23 protein-coding genes are annotated in these 24,144 nt (G+C 68.9%); 15 read left to right on the top strand and 8 right to left on the bottom strand.

Going from position 1 to position 24,144, the window contains the following annotated elements; translation table 11 throughout:
* The first annotated feature begins 19 nt into the window (after nt 1-19).
* The 3 genes from ACGFIF_RS03595 (at nt 20) to ACGFIF_RS03585 (ending at nt 4,235) form a co-directional block, all read left to right on the top strand.
* Complete coding sequence (locus ACGFIF_RS03595; RefSeq protein ID WP_393151013.1) at nt 20-631, top strand: DUF4126 domain-containing protein; 612 nt, start codon at nt 20-22, stop codon at nt 629-631.
* Complete coding sequence (locus ACGFIF_RS03590; RefSeq protein ID WP_393151011.1) at nt 631-1,938, top strand: phytoene desaturase family protein; 1,308 nt, start codon at nt 631-633, stop codon at nt 1,936-1,938. The genes ACGFIF_RS03595 and ACGFIF_RS03590 overlap by 1 nt, the downstream gene beginning before the upstream one ends.
* Nucleotides 1,939-2,030: 92 nt before the next feature.
* Nucleotides 2,031-4,235, top strand: a complete 2,205-nt coding sequence (locus ACGFIF_RS03585; RefSeq protein ID WP_393151009.1) for a HelD family protein — start codon at nt 2,031-2,033, stop codon at nt 4,233-4,235.
* Here ACGFIF_RS03585 and ACGFIF_RS03580 read toward each other — a convergent pair.
* Both ACGFIF_RS03580 and metF read right to left on the bottom strand, forming a co-directional pair.
* Nucleotides 4,232-4,762, bottom strand: coding sequence for a SixA phosphatase family protein (locus tag ACGFIF_RS03580; protein ID WP_393151007.1), 531 nt, complete (start codon nt 4,760-4,762; stop codon nt 4,232-4,234). The genes ACGFIF_RS03585 and ACGFIF_RS03580 overlap by 4 nt on opposite strands.
* Before the next feature lie 4 nt (nt 4,763-4,766).
* Complete coding sequence (gene metF / locus ACGFIF_RS03575) at nt 4,767-5,684, bottom strand: methylenetetrahydrofolate reductase [NAD(P)H] (protein WP_393151005.1); 918 nt, start codon at nt 5,682-5,684, stop codon at nt 4,767-4,769.
* A gap of 57 nt (nt 5,685-5,741) precedes the next feature.
* On the opposite strand from metF, the gene ACGFIF_RS03570 reads away from it, so the two are divergent.
* Entirely contained in the window at nt 5,742-6,830 is a 1,089-nt protein-coding gene (locus ACGFIF_RS03570; protein ID WP_393151003.1) for a polyprenyl synthetase family protein, read from the top strand.
* 10 nt (nt 6,831-6,840) lie between these two features.
* Here the strand turns inward: ACGFIF_RS03570 and ACGFIF_RS03565 are convergent, their stop codons facing one another.
* Complete coding sequence (locus ACGFIF_RS03565) at nt 6,841-7,260, bottom strand: helix-turn-helix domain-containing protein (RefSeq protein WP_393151001.1); 420 nt, start codon at nt 7,258-7,260, stop codon at nt 6,841-6,843.
* Between the two features lie 96 nt (nt 7,261-7,356).
* Here ACGFIF_RS03565 and ACGFIF_RS03560 point away from each other — a divergent pair, with 96 nt between their 5' ends.
* Together ACGFIF_RS03560 and ACGFIF_RS03555 are read left to right on the top strand one after the other, a co-directional pair.
* Nucleotides 7,357-8,169 carry an alpha/beta fold hydrolase gene (locus ACGFIF_RS03560; protein WP_393150999.1) on the top strand — a complete coding sequence of 271 codons (813 nt, stop codon included), beginning with the start codon at nt 7,357-7,359 and terminating at the stop codon, nt 8,167-8,169.
* Nucleotides 8,154-8,504 (top strand): DUF4180 domain-containing protein, encoded by a 351-nt coding sequence (locus ACGFIF_RS03555; RefSeq protein WP_393150997.1) that lies wholly within the window; start codon nt 8,154-8,156, stop codon nt 8,502-8,504. Before ACGFIF_RS03560 ends, ACGFIF_RS03555 begins: the two co-directional genes overlap by 16 nt.
* 10 nt (nt 8,505-8,514) lie before the next feature.
* Here the strand turns inward: ACGFIF_RS03555 and ACGFIF_RS03550 are convergent, their stop codons facing one another.
* Genes ACGFIF_RS03550 through thiE form a run of 3 tightly spaced genes read right to left on the bottom strand, consistent with a single transcriptional unit; the run spans nt 8,515 to nt 10,018 of the window.
* Nucleotides 8,515-8,946 (bottom strand): barstar family protein, encoded by a 432-nt coding sequence (locus ACGFIF_RS03550; protein WP_393150995.1) that lies wholly within the window; start codon nt 8,944-8,946, stop codon nt 8,515-8,517.
* The gene (locus tag ACGFIF_RS03545) at nt 8,943-9,374 is read right to left on the bottom strand and encodes a ribonuclease domain-containing protein (protein WP_393150993.1); all 432 of its coding nucleotides are present in this window, start codon (nt 9,372-9,374) and stop codon (nt 8,943-8,945) included. The genes ACGFIF_RS03550 and ACGFIF_RS03545 overlap by 4 nt, the downstream gene beginning before the upstream one ends.
* A complete protein-coding gene (gene thiE / locus ACGFIF_RS03540; protein ID WP_393150991.1) occupies nt 9,371-10,018 on the bottom strand; it encodes a thiamine phosphate synthase in 648 nt (215 codons plus the stop codon). The genes ACGFIF_RS03545 and thiE overlap by 4 nt, the downstream gene beginning before the upstream one ends.
* Before the next feature lie 280 nt (nt 10,019-10,298).
* Between thiE and thiO the strand changes: the two genes are divergently transcribed.
* The 5 genes from thiO to ACGFIF_RS03515 all read left to right on the top strand — a co-directional run bounded on the left by thiO (nt 10,299) and on the right by ACGFIF_RS03515 (nt 16,762).
* Complete coding sequence (thiO, locus tag ACGFIF_RS03535) at nt 10,299-11,438, top strand: glycine oxidase ThiO (RefSeq protein WP_393150989.1); 1,140 nt, start codon at nt 10,299-10,301, stop codon at nt 11,436-11,438.
* A gap of 198 nt (nt 11,439-11,636) precedes the next feature.
* Nucleotides 11,637-12,590, top strand: a complete 954-nt coding sequence (locus ACGFIF_RS03530; RefSeq protein WP_393150987.1) for a LysM peptidoglycan-binding domain-containing protein — start codon at nt 11,637-11,639, stop codon at nt 12,588-12,590.
* A 92-nt stretch (nt 12,591-12,682) separates the two neighbouring features.
* Complete coding sequence (gene pknB, locus ACGFIF_RS03525) at nt 12,683-14,629, top strand: Stk1 family PASTA domain-containing Ser/Thr kinase (RefSeq protein WP_393150985.1); 1,947 nt, start codon at nt 12,683-12,685, stop codon at nt 14,627-14,629.
* 112 nt (nt 14,630-14,741) lie between these two features.
* Complete coding sequence (locus ACGFIF_RS03520; RefSeq protein WP_393150983.1) at nt 14,742-15,554, top strand: DMT family transporter; 813 nt, start codon at nt 14,742-14,744, stop codon at nt 15,552-15,554.
* A gap of 8 nt (nt 15,555-15,562) precedes the next feature.
* Nucleotides 15,563-16,762: a glucoamylase gene (locus ACGFIF_RS03515; RefSeq protein WP_393150981.1), complete on the top strand. Its 1,200-nt coding sequence runs from the start codon at nt 15,563-15,565 to the stop codon at nt 16,760-16,762.
* On the opposite strand, the gene ACGFIF_RS03510 is transcribed toward ACGFIF_RS03515, so the two are convergent.
* Complete coding sequence (locus ACGFIF_RS03510) at nt 16,759-17,829, bottom strand: glycoside hydrolase family 172 protein (protein WP_393150979.1); 1,071 nt, start codon at nt 17,827-17,829, stop codon at nt 16,759-16,761. The two genes, ACGFIF_RS03515 and ACGFIF_RS03510, sit on opposite strands and share 4 nt — an antisense overlap.
* A 122-nt stretch (nt 17,830-17,951) precedes the next feature.
* Between ACGFIF_RS03510 and ACGFIF_RS03505 the strand changes: the two genes are divergently transcribed.
* The 3 genes from ACGFIF_RS03505 to ACGFIF_RS03495 all read left to right on the top strand — a co-directional run bounded on the left by ACGFIF_RS03505 (nt 17,952) and on the right by ACGFIF_RS03495 (nt 20,237).
* Nucleotides 17,952-18,452: a SigE family RNA polymerase sigma factor gene (locus tag ACGFIF_RS03505; RefSeq protein ID WP_393150977.1), complete on the top strand. Its 501-nt coding sequence runs from the start codon at nt 17,952-17,954 to the stop codon at nt 18,450-18,452.
* Nucleotides 18,442-19,659 (top strand): hypothetical protein, encoded by a 1,218-nt coding sequence (locus ACGFIF_RS03500; RefSeq protein WP_393150975.1) that lies wholly within the window; start codon nt 18,442-18,444, stop codon nt 19,657-19,659. The genes ACGFIF_RS03505 and ACGFIF_RS03500 overlap by 11 nt, the downstream gene beginning before the upstream one ends.
* Before the next feature lie 71 nt (nt 19,660-19,730).
* Complete coding sequence (locus tag ACGFIF_RS03495; RefSeq protein ID WP_393150973.1) at nt 19,731-20,237, top strand: SRPBCC domain-containing protein; 507 nt, start codon at nt 19,731-19,733, stop codon at nt 20,235-20,237.
* A 24-nt stretch (nt 20,238-20,261) separates the two neighbouring features.
* Here the strand turns inward: ACGFIF_RS03495 and ACGFIF_RS03490 are convergent, their stop codons facing one another.
* The gene (locus tag ACGFIF_RS03490; RefSeq protein WP_393150971.1) at nt 20,262-20,789 is read right to left on the bottom strand and encodes a hypothetical protein; all 528 of its coding nucleotides are present in this window, start codon (nt 20,787-20,789) and stop codon (nt 20,262-20,264) included.
* A 204-nt stretch (nt 20,790-20,993) separates the two neighbouring features.
* On the opposite strand from ACGFIF_RS03490, the gene ACGFIF_RS03485 reads away from it, so the two are divergent.
* Nucleotides 20,994-24,140: a DPP IV N-terminal domain-containing protein gene (locus ACGFIF_RS03485; protein ID WP_393150969.1), complete on the top strand. Its 3,147-nt coding sequence runs from the start codon at nt 20,994-20,996 to the stop codon at nt 24,138-24,140.
* Nucleotides 24,141-24,144: the final 4 nt, after the last annotated feature.

Below are 24,144 nucleotides of genomic sequence, written 5' to 3'. Positions count from 1 at the left end.
GGGTTACGGAGCAGGACACATGGAAGCGTTGCCGTTGGCGTTCACGTCAGGCTGGGCGAGCGGTATCAACGCCTACGCGTGCGTGCTGATTCTCGGTCTGCTCGGCCGGTTCGCCGGAGCCGACGACGTCCCGACCGCACTGACCAGCAACGCCGTTCTGATCGCAGCGGGTGTTCTGTTCGCCTTCGAGTTCGTCGCCGACAAGATCCCGTACATCGACTCGGCCTGGGACGCGATCTCCACGGTGATCCGGCCGACCGTCGGTGCGATCGTCGCCGCGCTGCTGTCCGGCGAGGCGAGCACGCTGGAGCAGGCCGTGATCGCCACCACCGGTGGCCTGGTCGCGCTGCTCTCGCACGCGGTGAAGTCGAGTCTGCGACTCGCGATCAACACCTCCCCCGAGCCGGTCACCAACATCGCCGCGTCGTCCGGTGAGGACATCGCCGTCGTCAGTGTGGTTGCACTGGCCGCGTTCCATCCCGAGGTCGCGCTCGTCATCGCCGGCATTCTGCTGCTGCTCGGCCTGATCGGCGTGTACGTCGCCTTCCGGTTCATCAAGCGTGGCTACTTCAGGTTCAAGGCCTGGCGGGAGAAACGCGGCGACCCGGCGACTGGGACCAGAGTCGTCTGATGGCCCGTGTGATCGTCATCGGGGCCGGTCTGGCCGGTCTCGCCAGTGCCGTCCGGCTGGCCAAGCTCGGCCATCAGGTCACCATCTGCGAGCGGGACGAACGCCTCGGCGGAGTCCTCGGCCGGATCGAGGCAGACGGGTTCAGTTGGGACGCGGGAGCGGCCAGTACGACGCTCCCGGCCGCACTGCGCGACCTGTTCCGCAAGAGTGGTCGCCCGATCGAGAGCCTGGTCCAACTGGAGCCGGTGACCGAGCCCCGGCGGCACATGTTCGCTGACGGCTCCGTACTCGACCTACCGATCACCGATCGGGGTGAGCAGGCGCAGGCGTGGTCAGCTCTGGCCGGCGACAAGGCGGCCCAACAGTGGACCTCATTGGTCGACGGGTACGGCGAGACCTGGCAGGTACTGCGTAAGACGTCACTGGAGCCGCCACTCAAGGACAGGCTTCCACTGGGTGCCATCAGGTCACTCAAGCCGTGGCAGTCGCTGGAGCGGGTCGCACAACGCCAACTGGATGACGACCGGGCTCGTGCGGTACTGCGGCACTACGCAGCCCAAGGTGGATCGGACGCGAAGCTCACCCCCGGGTACGTCGGCGTGTGGTCGTATCTGGAGCGCACCTTCGGCCGGTGGACGATCGACGGTGGTTTCGGCGCACTCGCGGATGCTCTCGCGCAACGGGCGAGCGAGCGGAAGATCGACGTACGGACTGGGGCCGAGGTGGTCGCCGTCACCACGTCTGACGGCAGTGTGACCGGAGTACGGCTGGCTGACGGGACCGTGCTGGCGGCGGACATCGTGGTGAGCGACATCGACCCGCGTGAGCTCTACGGGCAACTGGTGGACGACCGCGCGGCCAAGAAGGTGCGCAAGCAGGTGCAGGCGACACACCAGGCCCAGGCGGCGTACGTCGTACACCTGGGACTGCGGGAGCCGCTGCCGACCTTGCCGTTCGAGACTGTGCTGCACGGCACGCCGACTGTCGTCGTGCGAGCCGGTGGACAGGCACCGGCTGGGCATCAGGCGTGGTCGGTGCTGGTGCACGGCTATCCGACTGACGACGTACTGGACCTGCTGGTCGCGCGTGGCCTGCACATCCGGGACAAGGTGGTGTCGCGGCAGACGTCCCCGTCCTGGTGGGCCGGTGTGGCCTGGGAGGGCTACCGGACGGCCCGCCGGCGTGCTGCCAACGTCTCCCCGATCAAGGGCCTGTACTGCGTGGGTGCGGGTGCTCACCCGGGCTCCGGCGTACCGGCGACCACTCTGGGCGCGGCGATCGTGGCGGACGCGGTCGGGAAGGCCTGAGACCGGGTGGGGTTGCGCTACCCCGCCCACGTAGGATTGAGCGTTCATGTGTTGCGTGTCGGGCGAGCTGCCCGGCAGTAGAGAGGACCTCGGTGGATCAATCCCCCACGTCGGCCGATCACGAGAACGTCGAGCGCGCTGAACTGGCGGCAGAGCAGCAACACGTCGACCGGGTCTACGACCGGGTCGCCGAGGCCGCCCGGTCAGCGTCGCGGATCGCGGTCGAAGGGCACCAACGCGGACAGGCGCAGAACGTCGGCCGAGTCCGCGAGGAGGAGCAGACCGGTCTGTACGAGCGGGACGTGCTGGTGTTCGCGGCGGCCCGGCGGATCGCCGAGCTGGACGCCGAGCACGAGGGTCTCGTCTTCGGCCGGCTCGACGCCGACCAGGGCGACGACCAGCCGGCCGCCGAGACCGCTGCCGGTCTGGACAAGCTGTACGTCGGCCGGATCGGTGTCCGCGACGCGGAGTACGAACCGCTCGTGATCGACTGGCGCGCTCCGGCCGCCGAGCCGTTCTACCGCGCCACCGCGACCGACCGGCTGAAGGTCGTCCGGCGTCGCGTGCTGCGGAACAAGGGCCCGCGGATCGTCGGGCTCGAGGACGACCTGCTGGCGCCGGAACGCGCACCCGAGGACCTGCCGGTGATGGGTGAGGGCGCGCTGATGGCGTCCCTGTCCAGGGCCCGCGGTCACACGATGCGCGACATCGTCGCCACCATCCAGGCCGAGCAGGACAAGGCGATCCGGGCTCCTGCCCGTGGTGTCACCGTCATCGGCGGTGGCCCCGGCACCGGTAAGACGGTGGTCGCTCTGCACCGTGCGGCGTACCTGCTCTACAGCGACCGCAGGCGGTTCGAGCGTGGCGGCGTACTGGTCGTCGGGCCGTCCGCCGCGTTCATGGCCTACATCGAGCGAGTGCTGCCGAGCCTGGGCGAGAACACCGTGTCCCTGCGGGCCGTCGGCGAGCTGGTGGACGGCATCAAGGCCACTGCGGTCGACGAAGCCGATGTGGCCGCGATCAAGGGTTCACTACGGATGCGCGGCGTACTGTCGCGTGCTGCCCGCGACCGCGTGCCCAACGCACCCACCACGCTGCGAGTCTTCCTAGGTGGAGGCACGGTCGAGCTGGACGCGAACCAGCTGGACAACGTACGGCGGAACGCGCTGCGCCGGACGCCACGCAACAGAGCCGGAGCCGAGGCTCGCAAGGGTCTGGTGGCCGCGCTGTGGCAGCGGTTCCCCGATGACCTCCGTACTGGGGTGTACGGCGACCGCGAGGCCTTCGGCGACCAGGTGACCGACACACCGGCGTTCAGGACGTTCTTCAACCAGTGGTGGCCGGTGCTGACGCCAGAGGCGGTGCTGCGCTGGCTCGGCGACCCAAGGCGGTTGCAGAGGTGGGCCCGCAACGACCTGACCCCTGCAGAGGTCGACGCACTCGCTGCCGCCGTCCGCGGCACCGGTGAGTTCACCATCGCCGACGTAGCCCTGCTGGACGAGCTCAACACGTTGCTGGGTCGCGCACCCGTCTCGGAGGCCAAGGACGAGGAGTTCGACTGGCTGGAGGGTCTGTCGGACGGCGTCAACGAGGTGCTCACCACCTCGGAGCGGCGAGCCCGGGTCGCTGCCGCCAGAGAGGCCGAAGAGCCCGAGGAGTACGCGCACGTCCTGGTCGACGAGGCCCAGGACCTCTCCCCCATGCAGTGGCGGATGGTCACCCGGCGCGGGCCGCAAGCGAGCTGGACGATCGTCGGCGACCCGGCCCAGAGCTCGTGGCCGGACCCGGACGAGGCCCGCGCGGCGATGGACTCGATGCTGTCGCACCTGCAGCGGCACTCGTTCCGGCTGTCCACGAACTACCGGAACTCGGCCGAGATCTACGCCTTCGCGGGTGAGGTGATCCGGCGGACTCTGCCCGACGCGGATCTGCCTGACGCGGTACGGCGTACCGGCGTGGAACCCGAGCACCGGATCGTCGACGACGGCAAGATCGCCGAGGCCGCGGGTGACACCGCGGTCGAGCTGCTCCAGCTGGTCGAGGGCACGGTCGGTGTGATCGTGCCGCCGAAGCTGCGGCCGGCCGTCGACCCGGTGCTCGCCGAGCTCGGCGACCCACGTGTCGTCGCGGTCAGCCCACTGGAGTCGAAGGGCCTCGAGTACGACGCGGTCGTCGTCGTCGAGCCGGACCGGATCGTCAGCGACACCCTGGGCGGCGTCCGAGCCCTGTACGTCGTCCTGACCCGGGCGACTCAGCGCCTCGTCACCGTCAACAGCACCACGAACTGGCTACCCTAGCCGCGCGGTACGACGTACGAGACGAGGTCGGCGTCGTCGGCGGACAGGTCGGGCCACCGGCAGGTGAGGTGGAGGACGGCCAGGCCGGAGGTCGGATACTTCTGGGTGAGCTCGACGCGTTCGGGGCTGGTGCCGTCGAGGGCCAGCTCGTCGGCCAGCCACGGGATGCCGGGTGCGTGGCCGACGAGGACCACAGTGCGGGCCTCGGACGGCGCTTCCCGGATGACGTCGAGGAGCTCGACGGTGTCGGCGTTGTAGATGCGGCGGTCGTACCAGATGTCGTTCGTGCTCGCGCCGGCCTCGGCGGCGAACTCCCAGGTCTCGCGGGTGCGCTGCGACGGTGAGCACAGGACCAGGTCGGCTTCGATGCCCTGGGCAACGAGGTAGCGGCCGGCCGCGAGCGCGTCGGCGCGGCCGCGGTCGGACAGCGGGCGCTCCAGATCCGGCATCGACTCGTGCGGCACCGCCTTGGAGTGGCGGAGCAGGACGAGAGTACGGTCGATCAGCAGATCCGACGGGTCAGCCATCAGGTCAGGATACGACCGTGGACCTCAGGTTGAGGAACACCTGACGCGTCGCGGTGGACCTGTTCAGCGTGATGAAGTGGATACCGGGTGCTCCGCCGGCGAGCAGCTGCTCGCACAGCTCGGTGGCGATCGCGATGCCGACGGCCCGGACCGCGCCCGGGTCGTCCTCGACCGCGAGCAACCGGTCGGTGACCGCGGTCGGCAGCGCCATCCCGGTCAGCTCCGCCATCCGCTGGATCTGCTTGATGTTGGTGACCGGCATGATGCCCGGCAGCACCGGGATGTCGCAGCCCAGCTCGGCCGCGCGCTCGACCAGCCGGAAGTAGTCGTCGGCACCGAAGAACATCTGGGTGATCGCGTAGTCCGCACCAGCGGCAGCCTTCGCGGCGAGCACCTGCGCGTCGGCCTCCAGCGAGGTCGCCTCCGGATGCTTGTCGGGGAACGCCGCCACGCCGACACAGAAGTCGCCGAGCGAACGGATCAGCTCGACCAGCTCGATCGCGTGGTTCATGCCCTCCGGGTGCGCGACCCACGGCTGGTTCGGACCGCCCGGCGGGTCGCCGCGCAGCGCCAGCATGTTCCGGACGCCGGCTCCGGCGTACGCACCGATCACCGACCGCAACTCGTCACGCGAGTGAGCGACACAGGTGAGGTGACCGAGCGGAGTGAGCGAGGTGTCCTGCGCGACCCGCTCAGTGACCCGGATCGTGCCGTCCCGGGTGGTCCCGCCGGCGCCGTACGTGATCGACACGAAGGTCGGCCGCAGCTGCTCGATCTCGCGGATCGACCGCCACAGCACCTCCTCGGCCTCGGGCGTCTTCGGCGGGAAGAACTCGAACGAGAAGGAACGGGCGCCGGTCGCCAGCAACTCGCGGATCGTCGGCGTACCGCCGGGCAGCGTCGAGGGAAGACCGTTCGCCATGGCGACAGGTTACCCGCGGTGTCCACCGTCGCGCTCGCACCGACTACGCTCCGAGACGTGTATGGCGATGTGGACATCCCGGCCGAGGTACAACACGCTCTGACCGGTTTCCTCGACCTGCAGCAGCAGCGGCTGGAGGCGATCGGGCCGGAGCTGACCGAGCAGGTGCAGGCCGCCCGGGACGCGACCAGCGGCGGCAAGCGGCTGCGGCCGGCCTTCTGCTACTGGGGTTTCCGGGCCGCGGGCGGCCAGGTAACCCCAGGAGCACCGTCGGCGCAGCCGATCCTGACCGCCGCGGCCAGCCTGGAGATGCTGCACGTCAGTGCGCTGGTGCACGACGACGTGATGGACTCGTCCGACGTACGCCGGGGTGCACCGGCCGCGCATCGCCGCTTCGAGGCGTTGCAGCGGGCCCGCTCGGAGGCATCCGGGGTCGGCGGCGATCCGGTCGGGTTCGGCATCGGCGCGGCCATCCTGCTCGGCGACCTGTGCCTGATCTGGGCCGACGAGATGCTGCACACGTCCGGCTTCGACGCGGCCGCACTGGCCCGGGCCTCCCGGTTCTTCGACGCCGTCCGGGTCGAAGTGACGGCCGGGCAGTATCTCGACCTGGTCGCACAGGCCAGTGGGGTGTCCGACATGGACCAGGCATTGCGGGTACTGCGGTACAAGTCGGCGACGTACACGGTCGAGCGGCCGCTGCACATCGGCGCGGCGCTGGCCGGCGGTGATCGACGGTTGATCGAGGCCCTGTCGGCGTACGGGCTGCCCGTGGGTGAGGCGTTCCAGTTGCGCGACGATCTGCTCGGTGTGTTCGGCGATCCTGCGCTGACCGGGAAGCCGGCCGGTGACGACCTGCGCGAGGGCAAGCGGACGGTGCTGGTCGCCTACGCGGTCGACCACGCGTCGGAGGTGCAGCTGACCGAGTTCGACCGATTGTTCGGGCGGCCGGACCTGGATGACGACGAGATCCAGTTGCTGCGCGAGATCCTGCAGGACTCGCGTGCGGTGCAGGCCTGCGAGGACCTGATCACCGAGCGGACCGAGGATGCCCTCGATGCCCTCGACCGCGCTCCGCTGGCCGACGACACCGCCCGCAAAGCCCTGGCCGACCTGGCCATCGCCGCGACCTCCCGGCAGCTCTGACCGCACCCCTTCAGGGGGTGGCCATCATGTCGATCAGGCGGAGCAACTCCGCGGTGGGAGCCAGGTCGCCGAGGATGATGACCTTGAGTACGGCGCGGTCCTCGTCGTACACGGTCTCGACCCGGAGCCGGCCGATGCCGCTCTGATTGAGCGAGCCCATCACGTGCGTGCTGATCCGGTCCGCGCCGGCCCGGTCGATCGCGTCGATGTGCACGATGCTCGACGCCTCCACGTGCCGGGTCTGCTCATCCACCTCGAGTGCGGCGGCGCTGGTGCCGGTGAACGCCTCGAGGTCCTCGCGCGCGATCCGGTACTGCTTCCCGATCCGGACGGCCTTCAGCCGGCCGTCGCGCACATAGTTCCGGATCGTCCGGACATGCAGGCCGAGCCGGCTCGCCACCTGCTCGACCGAATACAGCTCCTGGGGCATCCGCATCCTTTGACGTCGTGGGTCTCTAGGCTACGGCAGGTTCCTTAGAGTTCCCTATAGTTAGCAAGATAGGGATGTTTGAGGTATTTTGAGCACATGATTTTCCGGTCCGACGCGAGCCGACGCGTCCTGCACGAGCGCTATCGCGAGCTGCTCGCAACCTGGCCGGTGCCGAGCGAGCAGCGTCTGGTGCCGACCCGCGAGGGCGACACGTTCGTGGTCAGCTGCGGTCCGGCCGGCGCGCCGCCGCTCGTCCTCCTGCACGGCTCGGCGAGTACGACGCTCGAGTGGATCGGCGATGTGGTCGCGTGGGCCGAGCACTTCCGCGTGCACGCCGTGGACCTGCTGGGTGAACCCGGTCTGAGCGCCGAGGTGCGACCCGCCCTGGACGCGCACGTCGACTGGCTGGACGACGTACTGGATGGTCTGTATGTCGGCGGGTCCGTGTCGATGGTGGCCTCGTCGCTCGGCGGGTGGTTAGCCCTCGACTACGCGATCCGGCGACCGGGACAGGTGCGGAAGCTGGCGTTGCTGACGCCGGGTGGGGTCGGGCGGCAGAAGTCGCTGATCTACCTGCCTGCGGTGTTCCTGCTGCCGTTCGGGCGGTGGGGAATCCTGCAGACGATGCGGCTGGTCGCGGGCCCGTTGCCGTCCGGGGACGCAACGGAGTACGGGCGATTCGCCCTGATGGTGCACGAACACTTCCGCCCGCGGCGGGTGTGGTTGCCGATCTTCACCGACGAGCAACTGGAGAAGCTCGAACTGCTCGTCATCGTCGGCGGGCGGGATCGGATGCTCGACTCACACGAGACGAAACGACGGTTGCCGGAGGCGACTGTCTTGCTACCGGACGCCGGGCACGTGTTGCCGGCCCAGACAGAGAAGGTGCTGACGTGGTTGAGGAACTAGGCGGGGTTCGGGTGTTCGTGAGTGACACCCGGGTGGCCGACGACAGCGACGCCGTCCAGCTCATCACGCAGGCGCACTACGAGCACGACGCCGCGTGGGTCGCCCTGGCGGCCGACAGCCTCGGTGACGAGTTCTTCGAGTTGCGGACGGGCTGGGCGGGGGCGATTGCGCAGAAGTTCGTGAACTACCGGATGGGGTTGGCCGTTGTCGGCGACATCTCGGACAAGCTGGCCGCCAGCAAGCCGCTGCGCGACTGGGTGCGGGAGAGCAACCTCGGGCGGTCGGTCTGGTTCGTGGACGAGTTGTCCGTGCTGGCCGAGCGGCTCCGGGGGTGACTCGGAAGCCTCACAGCTGAGGCAGCGACCTCAGCAAGTCCGGGGTCTGGGCTTGCTCGAGTTGAATCAGGACCCGGAGCTGGCCGGAGGCCGTGGCGTCCTCGGTCAGGATCTGCAGCGCGACGTCGACGGTGTCGTGGTCGTGCTCGAGCAGGTGATGGAGACCTGTCCAGAGCACGATCTCGGGCTCGCCGGTGGAGCGGTCGCTCAACGAGTCGGCGAGTGCGTCCCAGTTGCGCCCGAACCACCGCGGCAGGTCGAAGGCGGTCGCACACAGGTCCAGGAAGCCGGACTTGTCGTGGATCTGACTGGTGTCCAGCAGGACGAAGTCCCAGCCGGCTCCGGCGACGTCACGTCGTACCTGGTTCGCTGCTGCGTCGGAGTGCCACCGGTAGACGCCGGGGCGCAGGCCCTTGGTCAGCAGCGGGCGCAGGTCAGTCATCCGTCGGTCCCCCCGTCCGCCGCGATCCGGCGGAACGACTTGTAGTGATCGTCGGTGTAGTAACGCTCGCCGGCCTTCCCGGTCACGATCCGGCGCGCGCCGCGATCGCTCTCCCCCGGTGTCTTCACGGTGTACTCGCGGTAGTAGCCGCGGTGCTGCTTCGGCAGGATCTTCTCGAAGTTCCCGAACACCACGCCGTCCCGGCTGTACGGGAACGGTCCGCCCTGGTCGATCAGCTTCAACGTGTCCCGCGCCTCGCCCGGCAGGTCCGCCGCCGCGACGAAGGTCAGACCGCTGTCCGGGTCGGTGCTGCTGGTGGCGGCCGGCTTGGCGGCGGCGCACCCGAACAGCGAGGCCGCGAGCGTGATCACCAGCATGGCGATCACCACGATGGCGACGATTCGGGCGGCCTTCGGGTTGTTGATCACCCGGCACCCCGCAACCGCCGGCTGAACTCCGCAGCCGCGGCAGCCGGGTCGTCGGCCTCGGTGATCGCGCGTACGACGACAACGCGAGTGGCTCCGGCCTCGACGACCTGGTCGAGCCGGCCGAGATCGATACCGCCGATCGCGAACCACGGCTTCGATTGCGGACGGCTCGCGGCGTACGAGACCAGCTCCAGACCGGCGGCCTGGCGGCCCGGCTTGGTCGGGGTCTCCCAGGTCGGGCCGACGCAGAAGTAGTCGGAGCCCTGCTCGGTGACTGCCGCGTTCACCTGGCTGAACGTGTGCGTGGAGCGTCCGATGATCGGCTCCGGACCGATGACGGCCCGTGCAGCGTGCACAGGGAGGTCACGCTGGCCCAGGTGCAGTACCCGGGCTCCCGCGGCGAAGGCGATGTCCGCACGGTCGTTGACGGCCAGCAGCTTGCCGTGCCGCTTGCAGGCGTCCGCGAAGACCTCCAGCGCGGCCAGTTCGTCCGCTGCCTCCATCTCCTTCTGGCGCAGCTGCACGATGTCCACGCCACCGCCGAGTGCGGCATCCAGGAACTGTTCGAGGTCGCCCTGCTTCGCTCGTGCATCCGTGCAGAGGTAGAGCCGGGCATCGTCGAGTCGGTCGGTGTGGTCAGTCACACCGCACAGCCTGCCATGTTCGGCTGGACGTAGCCTTAGGGCATGCCTGTACTGATTGCCGCGCTGCCGCGCGGCGGGTCATGGGGCTGTGACTCCCGGTCTTCCCTCGTCGCTCCAGTCGCTGTGCACATCGCCACGCCTCCGGCGCGGCAGGTCATGGGGCTTCGACTCCCGCCCTTCCCTCGTCACTCCAGTCGCTTCGCTCCCTACGCTCCTCAGTCCAGGCCGGGAGCCCCATGACCGCACTCTCTCCGCTCCTCAGTCGAGACCGGGAGGCCCCATGACCGGGCTCACATCCGATGTGGTGGTGGTCGGGGCCGGGCTCATCGGTCTCGCCACCGCGTGGCGGCTGGCTGCAGACGGTATCCAGGTGACGGTATGTGACCCGACACCCGGCACCCAGACCTCCGCCGTCGCCGCCGGCATGCTGGCCCCGGTCACCGAGGTCGAGTACGGCGAGGACGACCTGCTCGCCCTCAACCTGGCCAGCGTGGCCGCTTGGCCTGCCTTTGCCGAGGAACTGCAAGCGGTCACAGGCCTTTCGGCCGGTCTGCACCAGACAGGGACGTTGTCGGTCGCGTACGACGTCGACGACGCGGCAGCACTCCGGCGACTCGCGGACTACCAGCGACGGCTCGGCCTCGAGGTCGAAGAGCTGTCCGGTCGCGACGCCCGCAAACGCGAGCCTCTCCTGGCCGCCGGCGTCTCCGGTGGGGTCTGGGTCCCTGGCGACCATTCAGTCGACAACCGGCAGGCAGTGACCGCACTCCTCCGCGCTATCGAGGTCTCTGGCGTCACTCTGCTCCGGCAGCGCGTGTCTCACGTCCTCACAGCTGGTACGACGGCTGTCGGCGTACAACTGGACAACGGGGACACCGTGCACGCTGGGCACGTGGTTGCGGCGGCAGGGCCGTGGTCTGGGCAGCTGGACGGCGTACCGCATGAGCTGCGGCCGCCTGTGCGTCCAGTGAAGGGCGAGGTACTGCGGCTGCGGGTGCCTGAGGCCTACCGGCCCGCGCTGAATCACACGGTACGAGCGACCGCACGAGGCTTCTCCGTCTACCTCGTGCCGCGGCCGGGTGGTGAGCTCGTGGTGGGTGCCACCAGCACCGAGCTGGGCTACGACACTCGGGTGCTCGCCGGTGGCGTGTTCTCGTTGCTGCGGGATGCGCGGACCGTCCTGCCGATCACGGACGAGCTGGAACTGGTGGAGGCGATCGCCGGGTTGCGGCCGGCCACCCCGGACAACGCACCGGTTCTGGGACCGTCTGGTCTCGACGGACTGCTGTGGGCGACCGGGCACTACCGCAACGGCGTACTGCTCACTCCGATCACCGCGCAGATCATCGCGGAGACCGTGCGCACCGGCGTCGTACCGGACCTCGGAAAGCCGTTCCTGGGCAGCAGGTTCCGCCACTGAGCAGTCGTTGCCGGATGCAACACAGCGCGCGGTGACCCTTCGGTTGCTGTGAGCAAGCAGCTTGTGAACTACACACATGTAGTTCAGCCTTGAATTGTCAACATTGGATTACAGCCGTAACAAACACCCCATTCGCCCCTGTTGTCACATCCGTATCAGCACTTACGGTCAAGTGACGTTCACACGGGGAGATGGACTATGCGTAACGTCGTACGTGTTCTGACCGGCATTGCCGTGCCGTTGCTGACCGCAGGAGTGATCACCGCCGGCTCACCGGGCTTCGGCTCGTACCAGGTGAAGGACGGCGACACGCTCAGCCACATCGCGAGCCGCTACGGCACCACGGTGAAGACCCTGGTCGCGCTGAACAGCCTGCCCGGCAACGGCAACGCGATCTACGCCGGCGAGGTGCTCAAGGTGCCCGGCAAAGGCGGCACCACCGTCCAGCAGACGACCAAGCGCTCACAGCTCGGCCGGGTGACGTATATCGTCAAACCAGGCGACACCGTGTCCAAGATCGCCAAGCGCTACAAGTGCTCCCAGGCGAATCTGCTGGCCGCCAACGGTCTGCGCAGCAGCGACCACATCTACGCCGGCAAACCGCTGCAGATCCCGGTCAAGATCCGCCCGAAGGCCGCACCGGCCAAGAAGAAGAACAACAGCTTCGCCGGCCGCACCTACCCCGACCACGTCGTCGCCAAGGCCGACCGGAATCGCGCGATCCTGAAGAACCGCAAGCTGCCGACCCGGGCCCAGATGCGCGCGCTCATCATCAGCACCTCCAAACGGTACGGCGTCGACCCGGAGCTGGCCCTGGCGATCAGCTGGCAGGAGTCGGGCTGGAAGCAGCGGGTGGTCTCCCCCGCCAACGCGGTCGGCGCGATGCAGGTGATCCCGTCGACCGGCAGGTTCGCCTCCTCCATCGTCGGGCGGGACCTGGACCTGCTCCGGCCGCAGGACAACGTCACCGCCGGAGTGGTGCTGCTGGACCGGCTCACCAGCGCCGCCCGGCTGGATATCGCCGTCGCCGGGTACTACCAGGGCCTCGGCGGGGTGAAGCGGAACGGGATGTACCCGGACACGAAGCTCTATGTGAAGAACGTGCTCCGGATCAAGGCGCAGCTGGAGCGGGGCTGGGACCCGCTGCGGTGAGCTGATATCACTGCGGTGAGCCTGGCACGGTCACGCTGAGCCCTTATCTACACTCTCAGAGCAGGACGGCTTCGAGAGGCGGCTCACCGCAAGTGACGGACGACGTGGACACGCAGGTCAGCGACCGCCTCGTCGGGCGAGTGCTCGACGGACGGTACCGCGTGGGCGCGCGCGTCGCCAAGGGTGGGATGGCGACGGTCTACAAGGCTCTCGACACGCGGCTGGACCGGGTGGTCGCGCTCAAGGTGATGCACGACGGGCTCGGTGACGACGCCCAGTTCGCCCGCCGGTTCGTGGCCGAGGCCCGGGCCGCCGCCCGGCTCTCCCATCCGAACGTGGTCGCCGTCTTCGACCAGGGCGACGACGACGGGACGCTGTTCCTGGCGATGGAGTACGTGCCCGGCCGGACCCTCCGGGACGTGATCCGGGAGCAGGCACCGCTCTCGCCCGCTCGAGCGCTTGATCTCCTCGCACCGATCCTGTCCGCGCTCTCCGCGGCACACGACGCGGGCATCGTCCACCGCGATATCAAGCCCGAGAACGTGCTGATCGCCGACAACGGTGTGGTGAAGGTCGCAGACTTCGGTCTGGCCCGTGCGGTCAGTGCCACCGGCAACACCGCGACCCAGGGCCTGCTGATGGGCACGGTGTCCTATCTGGCCCCGGAGCTCGTCACCGACGGCAGTGCGGACGCCCGGTCGGACGTGTACTCCTCGGGCATCCTGCTGTACGAGATGCTCACCGGCAACAAGCCCCACTCCGGTGACACCCCGATCCAGGTCGCCTACGCGCACGTGCATGCCGACGTACCGGCGCCGTCGCTGGAGGAGCCGAGCATCCCGCCGTACGTCGATGCGCTCGTGCAGCGCGCGACTGCGCGTGAGAGGGACCTGCGACCGGCTGACGCACGGGTGCTGAGCCGTCAGGTCCGGCGGGTGCGCAGTGCGCTCGAGGAGGGGCTGCCGGACGACCCGGAACTCACCGGCGACCTGACGATCCCGATCCAGCAGATCCGCCAGGACAGCGGGTACGACGACGGCTACACGCGTGGCGCTCCCGAGGACGACGGTCAGGTCCTGCGCCACGACACGATCGTCGTACCGGTGGAGCACGGACGTCCCACTGGTGCACCGAGGGTTCAAGCGCCTCAGCAGCGCAGGGGCCGCGGGCTGATCGCACTGATCGCGATCCTGGCGGCTGCGATCGGCATCGGTACGGCGGCCTGGTACTACGGCATCCACCGCTACACCACCACGCCGAGCCTGGTGAACATGCTTCCGGCGGCGGCAGCGACTGAGGCCGAGAAGCTCGGACTGCGGACGACGCTGGCGAACCAGGACTTCTCCGAGGACGTGCCGAACGGTTACGTGATGGCGACCGACCCTGCCGCCGGAGACCGGATCCGGAAGAACGGTGAGATCGGTCTCACCGTCTCCAAAGGCCCGGAGCGGTACCGGGTGCCGCAACTCGCCGGACTGGAGCTGGAGGAGGCGAAGCGGGCGCTGGACCCGATCAAGCTCATCACCGGCCAGATCAACGAGCAGTACAACGAGACCGTGCCGGCCGGGCGGGTGATCGCGTTCAGCCCGAAGTTCGACTCGGTCGTGAAGCCGGGCAGCGCGGTCAACTTCGCGGTCAGCAAGGGCAAGAAGCCGATCGCGGTCCCGGACCAGACCGGGAAGTCGTACCGGGACGCGAACAAGGCCCTGCGCAAACTCGGCTTCGTGACCGGACGCACCGACCAGTACGACGAGAAGGTCGCCGAAGGCGTGGTGATCAGCCAGACCCCCAACAGCGGCACGCTGTTCGCCAAGGACAAGGTCCAGCTGGTGGTGTCCAAGGGTCCGCCGCTGGTGGAGATCCCGAACGTCAAGCGCAAGAACCTCGCCGACGCGCAGCGGATCCTCACCGAGGCGGGTTTCACCGTGAAGGTGGAGAAGGCGCCGTTCAACCTCGGACTGAACATCGTCGCGGCGCAGAACCCGGGCGCCGGCAAGAAGGTCAAGCCCGGCAGCCAGGTCATCATCACCGTGCTCTGACACGTTTTGGCGGCTGCCGAAGCCGTCTGGTTAGCTGTGCCGCGTGAATCACCCGCGTCTCGCTGTGCTGGCCCTGCTCGCGGTCGCAGCAGCGTGGGGATCCACTTTCTTTTTGACCAAGGACCTCCTCACCAGGATGGATGTCGCCGACTACCTGGCGTTGCGGTTCCTGATCGCCTCGGTCGCGCTGATCGTGGTGCACCCGCCGGCGATCGGCCGGCTGAGCCGCCTCGACCGCGGCCGGGCCGTTGCCCTCGGCATCACCTACGGCATCGCCCAGCTGGTCCAGACCGAGGGCTTGCGTCATACCTCGGCGAGCGTGTCCGGTTTCGTCACCGGCATGTACGTCGTCTTCACCCCGCTGCTGGCCGCGGTCATCCTGCGGCACAAGATCGGCCGCTGGGCCTGGGTCGCCGTGATCCTCGCCACCGTCGGCCTCGGCGTCCTGTCGCTGCAAGGCCTGAGCCTGGGCACCGGCGAACTGCTCACGCTCGCCTCGGCCGGCCTGTACGCGTTGCACATCATCGGTCTCGGCGCCTGGTCCACCCCGCAGAACGCCTTCGGGCTGTCGGCGCTGCAGATGGTCGTGATCACCTGCGTCTGCGCGATCGGCGCGCTCCCCGGCGGCTTCGCCCTGCCGACCACCGGCGGCGACTGGGTCAGCGTCTTCTACATGGCGCTCGTCGCCGGTGCCATGGCGCTGATCGTCCAGACCTGGGCGCAGGCGCACCTCACCCCGACCCGCGCGGCGATCGCGATGACGATGGAGCCGGTGTTCGCGTCGTCGTTCGCGGTCCTGTTCGGGTCGGAGAGCGTGACGTGGCGGATGCTGGTGGGAGGAGCCTTGGTGCTGACCGCGATGTTCCTGGTGGAGCTGGCACCGCGGCGCAAGTTCGAGGCGGAAGTGCAGCATCTAGCCCAATAGGGGGAGCTATGCGGGACGACAGTGCACGGCGGGTCGGGTGGTTCCCGGCCGTCGTCATCGTCGTCCTGCTGGCGTTCCTGGCCGCCGGTACGGCGAACAATCTCGCTCGCAACCCGCAACCACAGCTGGTCGCCGAGGGCATCCCGGGCCGCAAGGTGCCGGCAGCAACCTTCGACGGCCCGTACGGCGGACTGGTCGGCGCCGCCGTGGCCGATCTCGACGCGCTGACACTGAGCAACGGCGCCACCTTGGCCGGCTGGGACGGCCCGTGGCGGTTCGTCTGGCCGCGAGACGCTTCGTTCGTCGCGGCGGCGTACTGCTCGATCGGCCAGGATGCGGCCGCCGGCCGGGTGCTGGACTTCCTCAACGGCATCAGGCCTTCGACCGGCCGCTGGGAGGCCCGGTACGCCGACAGCGGCGAGGCGATCCGGGACGGTCGCGAACCCCAGCTGGACGGATCCGGATGGGTGCTCTGGGCAACGTGGTTCTGCCGGACCGGCAGCAGGTACTGGGACCTGGTCCGCGAATCCGCCGACCAGATCGTGTCCGAGCTCGGACCGGACGGCCTCCCCGAACCGTCACCGGACTACTGGGAACGCCCGGAGTCGAAGCTGACTCTCGGCACCGTCGCTCCGCTGCTGACCGGCCTGCGCTCCGCGGTGGGCATCGCCACCGACCTGCGTCATGCTGACGAGGCCGCGCGCTGGAACGACGCCTTGGAAAAGTTGACCAAGGCAACGGACCGGCAGTTCGGGCCGGACTATCCACGGACCCCTGCGCGGGCCGTCAGCTTCCTGGAGCCAGGGCTCGAGCCGATCGGGCTGGGCGGCGGCGCCGATGCGATCGTCACCGTCCTCGGCCCACCCTTCGCGCCGGCCCGGGACATCGTCACCACGGCCATCGACCGCGCTCGCGCCGTACTCACCCAGCCGAACGGCGGTGTCACTCCAGGCGAGGAGTGGCGGACCGACGGCGTCTCGTGGACGCCGCAGACCGCGATGTTCGCGTTGAGCGCTGCCGCCCGCGGCGATCGAGCGACAGCCGGTGAACTGCTGACCTGGCTGGACCACTACCGCACCAGTAGCGGAGCCCTGCCGGAGAAGGTCAATCGCGATCTGCAGCCGGCCGGCGAGGCTCCCCTGGGCTGGACCTCGGCCCTGGTCGTCCTCGCCGTCGCTGCTCTCGAGAAGCCCCTGCCGATCCCCTAGCAGATCTCCATCGCGTCGTGGGTCGGCACGTGCGGCCGCGTCGTACTGGTCTTGACCGAGTAGAAGAACGCTGTCGACGCGATGTCGTCCTGTAGCGGCAGGTAGCGGCCGCCGGATCGCCAGCCGAGCGCCTGGACGTCGACGCGGAGCTTCTCCCGGAACCGGATCGGGTCGGGCAGGTGGAAGCGGTACATGCCGAACCGCTGCTGGCTCGCGTACTGCCCGTCCGGCCGGATCACCTGCGGCATCCCGAGGTACGGCGTACTGAACTCGGTGTAGCCGCCGAGGTGTGGCACGTCGAAGTTCCACGCACCCCCGAAGTAGTCCTCGGTCCCGGTGCCACAGATGGTCGGGAACTCCTCGTCGCCGTCGAGGTAGAACTTGACCTCGCCCTCACCCCACCAGCCGCTGCTGTTCACACCCCACGCGACGTACGTGCCGACGTAGTGGCCCGGCCCCTCGACGCCGTCCAGCAGCGTGTGCACGGTCTTGGACGGCAGCGGGTTGCTCCGCCGCCATTGCGCATGCAGATACGCCGTGTTGTCGGGTACGGCGCCCAGCCAGTAGTCGACCTGGAAGTACACCACCACCGACTCGTCGTGAGTGTTCTCCAGGGTCAGCGTGGCCTGCGACTGGAACGGCATCTCCCAATAGCTGTTGAAGCCGCCGTTCGGGTTCACCGCCACCGGCAGCGAGTTGACCTGGGCGAACTTGCCCCAGCCGGAGCAGAAGAAGTCGCCCACCGGCGTCTCGATCGCGGGCGCCTCGTCGCCGTCCCAGTGGCCGCGCAGGACCAGCCGTCGCCAGTTGTCGACGTGGGTGGTGAGCCAGATGTGCGTGATGCACCCCGGCCCGGCGATATCCGCCAAGGTCGCGGTCTCCCCGGGGCCGATCTCGATCGACGGCGACACCTTCCAGCCCTGGCCGAGATCCCGGGCCGCCTTGGCCCCGGTCCCCTCGGTCCGGCGCCCGCCCTGACCGGGCTCACCGGTGGGGTTCTCCGCACTGATGGAGCGCGTCTCGACATCGACGATCGCGCTGATTCCGGACAGCTTCCCAAGAGTCATACCCGGGACCTTAGGCCGCGAACGGGTCGATGAGAAATCGATTGCCCAGCAACTGGACTCAGCAGATCCGGGCTGATCGTCGTCTTTAGTGGTGTAGACCGTGTGACGAACCGGGAGGGGATGTGACCTTCGACGAGTGGACCCGATCGGGTCTGCCGCAGTTGCTCCGGTTCGCCACGGCGCTGTGCGGATCCGGGCACCTGGCCGAGGACATCGTTCAGGACATCGCGATCAAGGCGCACCGGAACTGGGCCCGGATCAGCGCGGCCGGCAGCCCGGACGCCTACCTGCGGCGGATGGCGGTGAACGAGTACCTCTCCTGGCGACGCAAATGGTCCCGCTACGTGCCGCGGGCCGAGATCATCGCGGCCGAGCACACCGCCGACCCCGCCGATCAGGCCGCCGACCGGGACCAACTGATCACCGAACTGGCCAAGCTCCCCCGGCGCCAGCGAGCTGTCCTGGTGCTGCGCTACTACGGCGGACAGACCGACAACGAGATCGCCGAGACCCTCGGCTGCTCACCCGGCACCGTCCGCGCCCACGCCTCTCGCGCGCTCGCCACCCTGCGGATCGAGCTCGACAACCCTTCGCTGACCACGGAAGTGAACCATGCGTACTGAGGAAGACCTCCGCGCCGCCTTCGACCACCTCGGCCGCACGGCACCGGCGCCCGACGACCTGCTCGCGAAACTCGACACCCTGCGGCCGGTACGACGCCGGCGCCGTACGCCGCTCGTGATCGCCACAGCGGTGGCCACCGCAACCGCCGCGATCGCCGGACCGCTCGTGCTGAACCACCTGAACGACCGGGCGAACACGACCGGTCAGGAGCGGCGGAACCTCGCCTGGACGCCGTGGATCGACCTGCCGGTGCCGAAGGGGATGAAGCTGAATCCGCGCGTGTACACGGCGAATCGCCAGGACTACGAGCTGATCGGGTTCACCGGCCGGCCCTGGATCACCGGATGCGTGCTCACTGTGCACCGCAACGGCGACTTCGACCCGGCAAAGGTCCCGGCCGGCAGTCCTCGCGTAGACCTCAACGGCCGGGCGGGCCGGGTCGTCCGCTGGACGCCGAACCGGCCGTTCATCCCGGCACCTCGCGGGTACCTCGGGGTCATCCAGGGCAACCCGCTGCAGACGGTTGTCTGGCAACCGGGCGACGGCCTGTGGGCGCTGCTGACCTGCAGCTCGCAGCAGGAACTCGGCACCCTCAAGGTGCCGCAGGTCGACGCTCCGTTCGAGGCGAACGTGCCGCTGGCGGTGACCATCGCGAAGTCGGTCTCACCGGGGACGCGGACCCTCGGATCGCCGGTCAAGATCGGCCATGTCCCCGAAGGTCTGCGATCCGATCGCGTCATCTACCGCAATCCGACGAGTGAGCCGGAAGGCTCCGGGCAGAGCTTCGTCATCGACCTCAGCGACGGGAACCCAGCCACCGGCTTCCGGCCACGCGAACTGAAAGGCTGGAGCGCCAAGCTCGACCGCCCGTACGAGCCCCGGCCCGGGGACGACGTGCGGATCAGGTTCACCACCGACAAGTTCTGGAACCAGATGTCGCGGCATCCCCAGCCTCCGCCCGACCTGACCATCAACGGCATGAAGGCCTGGTACGTCGCCGACCTGACCTTCGGGGAGCCGCTCGACCGGCCGAAACCGGCCAAGACCGCGATCAGGATGGAAGGCAACGGAGTCGCCGTCGTCATCCAGGGACTCACCACCAAGCCCGACCTCGACGAGCTTCGGAAGGTCGCCGAGACCCTGCGACTGGCCGGGAACCCCCACGACCCGGACACCTGGTTCGACGCCGCGGTCGCGATCCCCTAGACGGCGACCGGTTGTGGGTCCAGCAGGCGCCCGACGTGTGGCTTATATGCCGATTGGGTTATATTGCCGGTATGGACAGTCGGCGCGGGAGTGTGTTCGGGACCGAGGACGGGCGGGTGGCGATCCGGTTCGTGCGGCTGGTGCCGCATCCGCCCGAGAAGGTGTGGCGAGCGATCACGGATCCGGCCCAGCTGGCGGTGTGGTTCCCGGCGGTCGTCGAGCTCGACCGGCCGGCCGGAAGCGAGCTGTTCTTCGGGGTGACCGAGCAGCAGCGGCAGCGGTTCGGGATGACCGACGACCCGGCGGGCGCGCCGAACGGCCGGATGCTGCGGAACGAGCCGCCGTCGGTGCTCGAGTACGAGTGGGCCGGCGAGATTCTGACCTGGGAGATCACCGGTACGGCGGAGGGCAGCCGGCTGGTGTTCACGAACGTACTGACGGATCCGGACGCCGGTGTACCTGCGGCCGCGGGTTGGGAGGCCGGGCTCGAGGTCGTCGAGGCCCAACTCGACGGCAAGCCGATCACCTGGAACCCGCTCGACCGGGCCGAGGAGCTGGCCGCGTTGTACGCCGGTTGATCGCCGGCGGGCGTCGTACCAGGGTCAGCAGGCGCGGACCTTGGCTTCGAGGCCGTTGGTGAAGGAGACGCAGGCCCACGGGCGGCCCTGGTCGGCCTTGGCTCGGACGATCAATGGGAAGTCGTCGGCACCGCGGACCTGCGGGCTCCGCTCGGTCTTCAGCGAGCCGACCGCGCCGCCGCGTGCCGCGGCGGCCGCCGTCACGTCCTCAACGGTGACGACGCTGCGGGCGTCCTTGGTCGCGGCCTTCTCGGCGTCGGTCGCGACCGCCAGGGCGAAGTCGATCTCCGGCGGGGTGGACCAGGTGGTCGAGGTGACCGGGAAGACGACGCCGAACATGAGCAGGCCGATCCCGGTGATGATCTGACGGAGCCGACGGCTCTGGTCCGTCAGGAGCAGCGCGGTACAGCAGAGCGCGAGAAACAGGGTCAGGCCGCGCAGGATCCAGTGCCGGTCGAGCCGGCTGTCGACCGCCAGCGCCGCAGCGAGGGCAACGACGATGCAGGCGACGGCGACGGCGAGCGCCCGGATCCGGGGAGACACGGATGGCATGGCGCAGACGATAGACGTACGGCCGTTCGTCGCAGCGCACGGGCCGCTCGGCGCTCGACGCGCCGGTCAGGATCGTGCGGTGATGACGGTCCTGGCAGATTCGATCAGGTCGTGTCTGGTGATTCCGCGCCGTCGCGAGCAGGTGCTCGGTGCGGTCGCTCGGCACGACCTGAGTCCCACCGCCCCCGAGGGATTGGATCGACCGTGGACCACACCGACATCGAAGCGCCTGGTTCGTGGAGCATCTCGCGGCGTCGCGCTCTCCAGCTCAGCGGCGGTGTCGCCGCGGCCGGCGCGCTGCAGACCACCGCGACCGCCACCACAACGCAGGCAGCGACCACCACCACCTCCGATGCCCCGAACCAAGCCGTTCTGACCGAGGGCACCAACTTCATGGTCGCCGTCTCGCCGGACGGGAAGTGGCTCGCCTTCGACCTGGTCACCGCGATCTGGGTGACCCCCACCGCCGGCGGCATGTCCCGGCGGCTGACCGACGACCTGCAGGACGCGACCCGGCCACGCTGGTCGCCGGACGGCCGGCGCCTGGTGTTCCAGTCCTACCGTGACGGCAACTTCCACCTCTGGTCGATCGATGCCGACGGCACCGATCTCCGCCAGTTGACGACCGGCCGCTACGACCACCGCGAGCCACACTTCACCCCCGACGGTCGGTACGTCGTCTTCTCCTCGGACCGCGGCGGCACCGGCAGCTACGGCATCCACCGACTCGAGCTCAACACCGGCGAGATCGTCGCCCTCACCGATGACCCTGCCGAAGAAGCCGAGCCGACCGTCTCCGCTGACGGCACCAAGGTCGCCTTCACTGTCGACGCCGCGTCCATCGTCGAGGTCAACGTCACGACCGGCGAACGCACAACCCTCGTCCCCGCGCAGACCGGCAGCAGCGTCTACGGTCCGGCCTACTCCCCCACCGGTCAACTCGCCTACGTTCGGCTCGCCGGACCGGTCTGCGATCTGGTTGTCGACAATCAGCAAGTCACCAGTGGCAAGGACGTCTTCGCCGTCCCACCGTCCTGGGCGTCGGCGAACGAGCTCTACTACACCGCCGACGGGCACGTCGTCCGCCATCAGGTCGGCGGCGCGCACACCGTCGTACCGTTCGCCGCGACGGTGCCGGTGACGTCGAAGCGGCCGCGGCCGAAGGTGCCGGACCTCGAGTCGACGTCCCGGCGGCCGGTGCACGGGATCGCGAGCCCGACCGTGTCCCCGGACGGACGATGGGTCGCGTTCCGGGCGCTGAACGCCTTGTGGCTGGCAGCAACGAATGGCCGCGGGCAACCTCGGAAGCTGGTTGCCGACGGCTACTTCAACTCCGATCCGGACTTCTCGCCGGACGGGACGAAGTTGCTCTACGCAAGCGATCGGGACGGGACCGCGGATCTCTGGCTGCACGACCTGAAGACCGGCGCCGACAGCAAGCTCTCCTCGTTGCCCGGGGCACAGACCGCGCCGCGGTTCTCTCCCGACGGGAAGCAGGTCGCGTATCAGGACCAGGACGGGATCGCCTGGGTGCTCGACCTCGCCTCCGGCCAGGTCCGCCAACTGACACCGACCCTGTTCCAGCCCGGCCGGGTGAGCTGGTCGCCGGACGGGAAGTCGCTCGTACTCGCCGCGGTCAAGCCGTTCTCCAAGCGATTCCGCGAAGGCACCAGCCAGCTGCTGTATGTCGACGTCGCCACCGCGGCCCTGGAGTACGTCGAGCCGATGCCGTTCCGATCGCTCGCCACTCGAGGAGATGACGGGCCGGTCTTCTCCCCCGACGGCAAGTGGCTCGCGTTCATCGTCGAGAGTCTCCTGCACGTCGCCCCGGTCGACCAACGCGGCCGCTTCACCAGCGAGCCTCGGGCCGTGACGAACGAGGTGACCGACTCACCGGTCTGGCAGGACAACCAGACCCTGCTCTACCTGAACAACGGCCGGCTGCGTCGCACCGACCTGCGCGGCTCTCGTCCGCAGACGATCAAACTCGACCTGCACTGGCGCCGCGCGACCGTGAACCAGCACGTCACGATCCACGCCGGCGCGTTGTGGGACGGTCGCGCGACCACGCTGCGCCGTGACGTGGACGTCGTACTGGATGGAGCGCGGATCGCCGCCGTACGACCGCATCAGGGCCGGGCGGACATCGACGCGTCAGACCTGACCGTGATGCCCGGGTTGATCGATGCGCACAACCACTGGCATCTGCGCGGCCGGGCCTGGGGTGCGCGGCAGGGCAACCTGTGGCTGTCGTACGGGATCACCACCACGCGGTCGCCGGGCGATCCGGTCTACCAGATGCAGGAGACGCGGGAGGCACTCGCACACGGGTCGCTGCTCGGCCCGCGGTACTTCGCGACTGGTGAGGCGATCGACGGGTCCCGGGTCTACTACAACTTCATGCGGCCGACGCTCTCGCTGCGGCAACTGGGCCTGGAGATCGACCGGGTCGAAGGGCTGGCGTACGACCTCGTGAAGACGTACGTGCGGTTGCCGATCGAGTATCAGCGGCGCGCGATCGCCGCCGTCCATCGTCTTGGGCTGCAGTTGTCGTCGCACTACCTCTACCCGGCCGAGCACCTCGGCATGGACGGGATGGAGCACACCGGCGCAACGAACCGGCTCGGGTACTCGCACACGGTCAGCCGGCTCGGGCGCGCGTACGCCGATGTCGTCACGCTGTTCACCAAGGCCGGGCTGTCCGTCACGCCGACCTTGTTCAACTCGACGATGGCGCATGTCGACGATCCGTCGCTGCTCACCGACCGGCGGACGACCACGCTCTTCCCGTCCTGGGAGTACGCCGCCTTGCAGAGCGAGGTGAACACGGCGGCGGGACCGGCGGGCGTGACGACGCGGGAGTTGCTCCGCGGCAACGTCGACATGGTGCTGCGGATCCACCGCGGCGGCGGCTTCGTCATCTCCGGCACTGACACCCCACTGGACAACATCGCGATCTCGCTGCACGCCAATCTGCGGTCGATGGTGGCCGGTGGCTTCACGCCGTACGAGGCCCTCACGACGGCGACCCGGAACCCGGCGAGGTGGCTCAACCTCGAAGACAAGCTCGGCGTCATCAAACCCGGTGCTCAGGCTGACTTGTCCTTCGTCACGGGCGACCCGCTCTCGGATATTCGAGCAGCGGCCGCAGTCGAACAGGTGACGATTGCCGGCAAACTCCACACCGTCGACGACCTCCTCGCGCCGTACGCCACCGGCACCCGAGCCCAACCTGCAGTCCACACCGCCAACGCCCCGCAGCCACTGACCCGAGGACAAGCACACGCCCACGACGACAAGTTCTGGTGGCACGAGCCCGAGTGGCTCCACCGTGCCTGCTGCGAGGGCTGACTTT

The organism is Kribbella sp. NPDC049174 (genome assembly GCF_043197365.1).
In the GTDB taxonomy this organism is placed as follows: Bacteria; Actinomycetota; Actinomycetes; order Propionibacteriales; family Kribbellaceae; genus Kribbella.
This window is presented reverse-complemented; position numbering and strand designations above follow the sequence as displayed.